The sequence below is a fragment of the Spiroplasma sp. hy2 genome, assembly GCF_044714365.1.
GTDB lineage: Bacteria > Bacillota_I > Bacilli_A > Mycoplasmatales > Mycoplasmataceae > Spiroplasma > Spiroplasma phoeniceum.
Window position 1 is genome coordinate 1 of sequence record NZ_RXFZ02000031.1, and the last position, 7,906, is coordinate 7,906.

Genomic DNA, 7,906 nt, shown 5'->3' on the forward strand with positions numbered 1-7,906 from the left:
TWWTCTGTAATTATTTTTTTCATTAATTATTTACCTCCATATATTAAAAATATACCTAATTTTAGGTATATTTTATAAATATCAAGAGTTTTCGACAAAATTAAAGAAAATATTTACAATTATTTTAATAGGTTATGCAAGAAGTCTAATTATATCACTTTTTATTAATAAAAAATTGCTAACAATAGCAATTAATCATCTAACTTTAAAACAGCCATAAAAGCTTCTTGGGGGACTTCAACTGAGCCAATTGCTTTCATTCGTTTTTTTCCTTCTTTTTGTTTTTCCAATAATTTCTTTTTCCGAGTAATATCACCACCATAACATTTTGCTAAGACATTTTTACGCATTGCTTTAATATCTTCTCGTGCAATAACTTTATGATTAATGGCTGCCTGAATTGGAACTTCAAAATTTTGCCGAGGGATAATTTCTTTTAATTTTGCACATAAGGCTTTACCACGCCCATAAGCAAAATCACGATGAACAATAATTGATAAAGCATCAATAATTTCATTGTTTAATAAAATATCCATTTTAACTAATTTATTAGGACGATAACCAATAAAATCATAATCTAATGAAGCATAACCTTTACTAATTGATTTTAACCGATCAAAAAAATCAAACACAATTTCATTTAATGGCATTTCATAAGTTAAAATTCGCCGTGTATCATCAATATATTCTAAATTAGCATATGTTCCACGTTTATTTTGACATAATTCCATTAATGAACCAATATATTGCTCAGGAGTCATAATCGTTGCTTTGACAAATGGTTCTTCAATGCGATCAATTTTTTGCACAACTGGTAATTCATTTGGATTATCAATACTAATCATTTCCTTATTTGTTAAATAAACATGATAAATTACCGATGGAGCAGTTGCAATTAATTCTAAATTATATTCTCGTTCTAACCGTTCTTGAATAACATCCATATGTAATAATCCTAAAAAGCCACAACGAAAACCAAAACCTAATGCTTGTGATGTTTCTGGTTCATAAACAAGGGAAGCATCGGATAACTGAATTTTTTCTAAAGCTTCTTTTAAATCTTTATATTTAGAGGAATCAATTGGATATAATCCACAAAATACCATTGGGTTCATTTTTTTATATCCTGGTAATGGCTGTTGAGCTGGATTAGCAACGGTTGTAATCGTATCACCAACCCGAACATCACGGACCATTTTAATACTTGCTGCTAATCAACCCACTTCACCAGCAACTAATTGGTTTTTTTTAACTTCTTTTGGTGTTTTAACTCCTAATTCAGTAACTTCATAAACAGCACCAGTATTCATTAATTTTATTTTTTCACCAACGCGAACAATTCCTTGTTTAACTCGAATTGAGACCATTACACCACGGTATTTATCATAATATGAGTCAAAAATTAATGCTTGCAATGGATTATTATCATCGCCTTCTAACGGCGCAGGGATATCTTTAACAATTGCTTCTAAGGCCTGTTCAATATTTAACCCTGTCTTAGCACTAATTAATGGTGCATTTGTTGTTGGAATTCCAATTAAATTTTCAATTTCTTCTTTGACACGGTCTGGATCAGCAGATGGTAAATCAATTTTATTAATAACAGGAATAATTGCTAAATTATTATCAATTGCTAAATAAACATTTGCTAATGTTTGGGCTTCAATTCCTTGTGCTGCATCAACAACTAAAATTGCTCCTTCACAAGCTGCTAAACTGCGTGAAACTTCATAGGTAAAATCAACATGCCCTGGTGTATCAATTAAATGAAAAATATACTCTTGTTGATCTTGAGCACGATATTTTAACTGAACAGAATTTAATTTAATTGTTATTCCTCGTTCACGTTCTAAATCCATTGAATCCAATAATTGTTCTTGCATTTCTCGTTTTTCAACTGTCCCTGTTAATTCTAAAATCCGGTCTGCTAAGGTTGACTTCCCATGGTCAATATGAGCAATAATTGAAAAATTACGAATTAATTTTTTATCCATTTAAAATTAAAACCCTTTCTATAAACAGTTACATCTCTGATATTATTATACATAATTTTAGCAAAATAACCTGAAATAGCAGGTTTTAATAATAAATAATTATAGTCACATTGAATTTTTAAAATAAATACGATATAATGTATTATACAATTTAAAAAATAAAACTCTGAAACAATTATTTTTAAAAAAAGATAAAATTATTAGTGTTTATTAATATCACGGAATGGGGAATACTTGTGAGTACTAACTTTACAGAATATTACAATCAGTTAATCGCTGAAGTAACTTTAATTACGAATGTTGAAAAAATTTCTGATACAAAAAAAGATTGGTTGTATACATTATTAAAAAATTTAAAAACTTTTAATACAAAACAAATTAAGCTGCAACAACATGAAGGGTTAATTTACCAAATTATGCGTGTTATTAATCATAGTACGGAATTTATTCATAACCGTATTAGTAATGCCCTTAATGAATATCGCAAATTATATCAACAACATTTTAAAGTTAATTTAAACATGCGACAAGAAAATTTACGAATTTTTGAGTATTGTGAAAAACAACTACAAACTAATTATGGCAACAAACTTAAAATTTTACGAGAATCAATCATTAATTATTATTACTTAAATTATTTAAAAGATAAAATTGAAGAAACATTAAAAATTATTAGTTTGTCCGCACGAACATTATAAAAATAGTAATTATGCCGTAATTACTCTTTTTATAATGTCAAAATTGTTCATCATCTCAAATTTTATTTGTACTATGCTCATTAATCTGAACAAAAACAATTGCTAACGTAATTCCCATTATTGTTGCAACAGCAATTTGAATTGCATCAGCAATTAATTCAACAATTGCAACATCAGGCCCAAATAAGAAATAACTATACAAAACATATAATAATAACATTAAAGAACTAACAAAAATAGCACCATAGCGACTTAAAATGCGAGCACCAAAATAAGTAATTAAAAACATTAAAATTCTAATTAAAATTGAAATAGGAATAAAAATAAAACCGCCGGTAACAATATCAATAATTGTTACATACAAAATACCACTAATTAATAACATTGGTCCTTTGATTAACGTTATTAAACCTAAAAATAACCCATCTGCTAACTGAATAATCCCTTTACCAACACCAAAATTGAACTGAATAAATTGGGAAATATAAGCAATAACTACTAACAAAGCAGTAATTAATCCTGTTGTTGCTAAATATTTTAGTGATTTTAAACGATACATTTTAAATAAAAATATTTCCAACCATAATTTCTGACGAGGCATTATGATAGTAATTTTTAGCATCAGTTACTTTTTTTCCCTCGCGTTGTAAACGCGTAATTAGCAAATAACCATCTTCAACTTTAACTTTAATCCCTAATTTTGAAATATCAATAATTGTCCCATTTACAAAATCAGCATCTTTTTCCGCTAATGGCTCTAAAGTAATCATTACTTGGTGCAATTTATAATGAATATTATTAACAGTTGTATAAGCAATTGGTCATGCATATAATCCACGAATTTGGTCAACAATTTTTTGTTTTGGTAAAAACCAATTTACTTTTTCTTCATCACGTGTAATATTATAAGCAAATGTTGCTTGACTATCATCCTGTGGTGTTCCTTTAATTTTACCAGTAATAATATCTAATAAATATTTTTCAATCATTGTGCCTGCTAAAACCATTAACCGGTCATGCAAAGATGAGGCTGTTTCGGTGGCACTAATTGGAATTGCTGTTTGAACATACATTTCTCCTGCATCCATTTTTTTAATCATTTTCATTAGTGTAATCCCCGTTTCTCGCTCACCATAAATAATAGCCTTATGAATAGGTGCCCCACCACGTAATTTTGGTAATAATGAAGCATGAACATTAATACAATTAATACGTGCTAATTTTAAAATTCGCTCTGGAATAAATTGCCCATAAGCACACGTTACAATAACATCTGGTTGGAAAGTTCCTAACTCTGTATAAAGATCATTAATTTTTTCTGGTTGAAAAACAGGAATCTGATTTGTTAAGGCAAATTCTTTGACTGGAGAAAATTGAACGAGTTGCTGACGTCCAATTTTACGATCAGGTTGGGTAACAATTCCAATTATTTCAATTGTTGGCGCTAACTTTTGTAAAGCTTTTAAAACAGCTGTTGCAAAGATTGGCGTTCCCATAAAAATTACTCTATATTTCTGCATCTTTTTTCCCTCCCTTAATTGGTGTTAAAGATCCCATTAAACGAACAATATGTTGATAAATAACAACCATTGCTAATGTATCCCGATTACAATATTTTAACATTTCTCCTCGAAATGATTTTTGTCAAATGGTGATTGGAATATTATTCTCCACCCGACGACGAAAGATTTCACTAGCCATATCACCTTTTTGTACCTTTAATGCTTGATAAGTAAATTGATTATCAAATGCTGGTTGTGTTTTTTTAATTGAAGCTGAACCATAAAATTCTTTTTTATAAATCATAAAGTTCTGAAAAAAATCCATTAAATCAATTGTTTTATTTCGAATAATCCTTAATTTTTTTTGTCAATCTTGATAAGTTGTCATAAGTTCCTCATTGCGACTTTGATTAATTAAGATTGTTAAATAACTAATTAATTCGGCTAAAACCTTACATTCAAAACTCTTATAATAAGCAACATAAACCCCTCCGCCATGTCTAAATAAATCAGTAACTAAATGTTTAATTAGTGCTAAGCGTGGATCACCTTCACCATCTGCTAAAAAGGCATAATGTTCCATTGTCGTTTCATCTTGATAATCAAAGTGATTATCTTTAATAAGATGGACTGAATATTGAAACGGAATTTGCTGATAAGAATATGAATAATCAAAGCGAGGAACTGCCGCTTTCATTGTTTCAAAATCATACATATATATTGGATACTGATACTGTTCTAAAATTTGATTAATAATAGCAACCTTCTTTGGATTAACAACTGGGGCATTATCTTGAACAGCAAGAATTTGGCGTTGTTGTTTTTCTGAAAATAAAATTGGCTTTTTTTGTCGCTTTGATTGTTTAAAGGTAAATGGTAACACAATATCTTTTAACAAATCAATGTGTTCTTGATATTTTAATAACGTCTTTTTTTCCATCCCACGTGTTAACTCAAAGACACTATAATGCGGTGGTAAATAACTAGTAACATGTTGGCAATAACCATAACGATCACCTTTTCCATTGAAACATTGTTCCTTGCTAAATAACGAAAAAATTGTTTCAACTGGTTGCATAAAATAATGTTTAATTAAAGCTAAATCATTAGTAATGATGCGATTCTTTTCAACACGTTTGGCAAATTGTCCAGTCATCATTTGCTGACAAAATTCTAATAAACTAATAGCCGGTAAGGTTTTGGTTGGCAATTTATAATAATCTTGAAACATAAACAACTGGTCATCATCAATATCACCAATCCGTTGATACTCCGAATTTAGCAACATTAACGAAACCCGACTAATTGTTAAGCCTGCCCCAGTTAAAACATAATACTGATAGGCAACATCATAACCATATTCATCCTTAACATCCTTGTCAACATACATTTGTGCTTCTTTATCATATTTCCGACCAGTTGAAGCTTTAACCTCAATTAAATGATAAGTACCATCTGGAAGTTTCTTTAAAATATCACACTTTGTAATACAATTGTTATAAACAAAAGATGGTTCAAAATAAACATCATAGTTTGGATTTGCTAACACTTCAGTTGTCTTTGCAAAAGCAATTTTCTTGCTGTAATGTTCTAAATTAAAATAGGTATAATCACGCATAAAATATTCACGCGCGCGTTGGCCAACTTCATTCCCATCAGCAATTGTTTCACCGGGATAAAAATCAATTTGAACATCTGCCATCGTTGTTTGAATCTCGTCTGGTAAAGTTCGAACATCATTACTATCCGTGTCCTCAGCTGCTTGTCAATAAGTTTCTAGCGCTAAATCATACAAATGTGGTTGAAATAAACCTTTTCCCTTCTCATTTTCATCATCATCAATAAAAATAGCTTCATCAATTTTGGCACTGTTAATATTATCTTGCAAGTCAAAAAAGACCGAAATTTTTTGAGCTGTCACTCATTCTTGCACTGTTTTTAAATTACTTCGTGAAGCTAATGTTCAAGCAATTTTAAAACATTTTTTAAATCGTTTAAAATCTTCTTTTTTTAAAGTGATTTCTAAATCCATTATTGCACTTCACTTTCGTTATTTCGGATTTGCTTTTTAAAGACAAAGAAAATAAGATAGAACTTATTTTCTAGGGACAAATTTCTCTGGTTTTGGTTTTGGGCGTTCATCAACAGGAAGTTGTCCAGCTTTTCGCAATTTCCGTTCTTCTTCACGCTTTTTAAGCATTTCAGCACGATGTGCTTCATATTCTTTTCTTGCCGCAATTTTTGCTGCTTTTTTTTCTTCTTTTGTTAACTTAACTTTTTTTTCACTAATTTCAGTTCGATGTTTTGTTTCTTCTAAATCAATTTCTTGGTTAACAATTCAAGTTGTTTCATATTGTTTTTTACTAATTTTTTTTGAAATACCTTCAATTTCAAAAGCTTTTTGTTCTAAAAAAGCATTTGTTTTTGCTTCATAAATATCAACAATAACATCAAAAATATCGCGATATTTAAATTCTTTTCCTTTACGAGCAATAACTTTTTCATATTCTAATCTTAAGTTTTTACGATTATCAGTATCTTTAATATATTGTTTAATTTTATCTTTAACTTGTTTTTTTCGTTTTTCTCGTTCAATGCGTTGTGCTTTTCGTCCCATAATTGAAGAAACAATTGCAAAAATAATAACTGCGACTACAATTACGACTAAAATCACATTCATTGTCATACTACCACCCAAAAAATTTGACATTATTATCTAAACTCCTTTTTTACTTTACTATTATTATGCACTATTAACGATAATTTTTCAATTGTTTCTAATTTCCCAAGTTGTTTTCCTGCTTTTCACGCTGAACTAAGCAAGGAAAACATTATGATAAACATCTTGCACATCATCAATGTCATCTAACATATTTAACATTTTTTCAAATTGTTCAGCGTCATCACCATGTAAAGTAATCCGGTCATGGGGAAGCATTGTAATTTCTGCCATTTGAAATGTTGTAATCCCGGCTTGATCTAATGCCGTTTTAACACTATTAAATGCTGTTCCTGGCGCATAAACAACAATTTGTCCATCTTCAGCAACAACATCATTAATATCACAATCTGCTAGTAATAATAATTCTAATACTTCTTCAACCGTTTTACCTGTAAAAGCAAACACTGCTAAATGATCAAATAAATGCACGACAGCCCCATTAACTCCTAGTTTACCACCTGTTTTAGTAAAACAATTGCGTACTTCTGCCACAGCGCGGTTAACATTATTTGTCAATGTATCAACAATAATTGCACTTCCCCCTGGTCCATACCCTTCATAACGAATTGCTTGGTAATTTTCATTATCGTTTCCACTTGCTTTTTTAATCGCACGTTCAATAACATCACGTGGAACTTGTTTTGCTTTTGCTTTATCAATTGCATTCCGTAACGCTAAATTAGCATTGGGATCAACACTTCCTTCGCGTACTGCTAAATAAATTTCTCGAGCAACACGATTATATAATACTGCTTTTTTCGCAGCTGTTGCTGCCATTGACTGCTTGCGAACTTCAAATGCTCTTCCCATTTTTTCTCTCCTTTACCACCTAATTTTTTCTTATATATTATACCGTAAAATTAAATAAAGTTAGTGATGATAAACTTTAATTTTGTCGAAAACTCTTGATGAAATAAAAAAAATCATCAATATGACAATTTGAAAACTAATTTTGTGTAAGATTATGATTTTGCTTTAAATTTTTTAAAM

General features: G+C 29.8%; 7 protein-coding genes. 1 reads left to right on the forward strand and 6 read right to left on the reverse strand.

Annotated features, from left to right (window positions below; all coding sequences use genetic code 4):
- Window positions 1-191 precede the first annotated feature (191 nt).
- Window positions 192-1,994, reverse strand: coding sequence for a translation elongation factor 4 (gene lepA / locus EHV01_RS01845; protein WP_422065952.1), 1,803 nt, complete (start codon window positions 1,992-1,994; stop codon window positions 192-194).
- Between the two features lie 236 nt (window positions 1,995-2,230).
- Here lepA and EHV01_RS01850 point away from each other — a divergent pair, with 236 nt between their 5' ends.
- The gene (locus tag EHV01_RS01850) at window positions 2,231-2,692 is read left to right on the forward strand and encodes a hypothetical protein (protein WP_422065953.1); all 462 of its coding nucleotides are present in this window, start codon (window positions 2,231-2,233) and stop codon (window positions 2,690-2,692) included.
- Here EHV01_RS01850 and EHV01_RS01855 read toward each other — a convergent pair.
- The 5 genes from EHV01_RS01855 to EHV01_RS01875 all read right to left on the reverse strand — a co-directional run bounded on the left by EHV01_RS01855 (window position 2,667) and on the right by EHV01_RS01875 (window position 7,726).
- Window positions 2,667-3,293 (reverse strand): hypothetical protein, encoded by a 627-nt coding sequence (locus EHV01_RS01855; RefSeq protein WP_422065954.1) that lies wholly within the window; start codon window positions 3,291-3,293, stop codon window positions 2,667-2,669. The two genes, EHV01_RS01850 and EHV01_RS01855, sit on opposite strands and share 26 nt — an antisense overlap.
- Entirely contained in the window at window positions 3,253-4,212 is a 960-nt protein-coding gene (gene fmt, locus EHV01_RS01860; protein WP_422065955.1) for a methionyl-tRNA formyltransferase, read from the reverse strand. Before fmt ends, EHV01_RS01855 begins: the two co-directional genes overlap by 41 nt.
- On the reverse strand, window positions 4,199-6,226 hold the full coding sequence (locus EHV01_RS01865) for a DUF2779 domain-containing protein (RefSeq protein ID WP_422065956.1): 2,028 nt from the start codon (window positions 6,224-6,226) through the stop codon (window positions 4,199-4,201). The genes fmt and EHV01_RS01865 overlap by 14 nt, the downstream gene beginning before the upstream one ends.
- 63 nt (window positions 6,227-6,289) lie before the next feature.
- Window positions 6,290-6,904 carry a hypothetical protein gene (locus EHV01_RS01870; protein ID WP_422065957.1) on the reverse strand — a complete coding sequence of 205 codons (615 nt, stop codon included), beginning with the start codon at window positions 6,902-6,904 and terminating at the stop codon, window positions 6,290-6,292.
- Between the two features lie 105 nt (window positions 6,905-7,009).
- On the reverse strand, window positions 7,010-7,726 hold the full coding sequence (locus EHV01_RS01875) for a YebC/PmpR family DNA-binding transcriptional regulator (RefSeq protein ID WP_422065958.1): 717 nt from the start codon (window positions 7,724-7,726) through the stop codon (window positions 7,010-7,012).
- Between the last annotated feature and the right edge of the window lie 180 nt (window positions 7,727-7,906).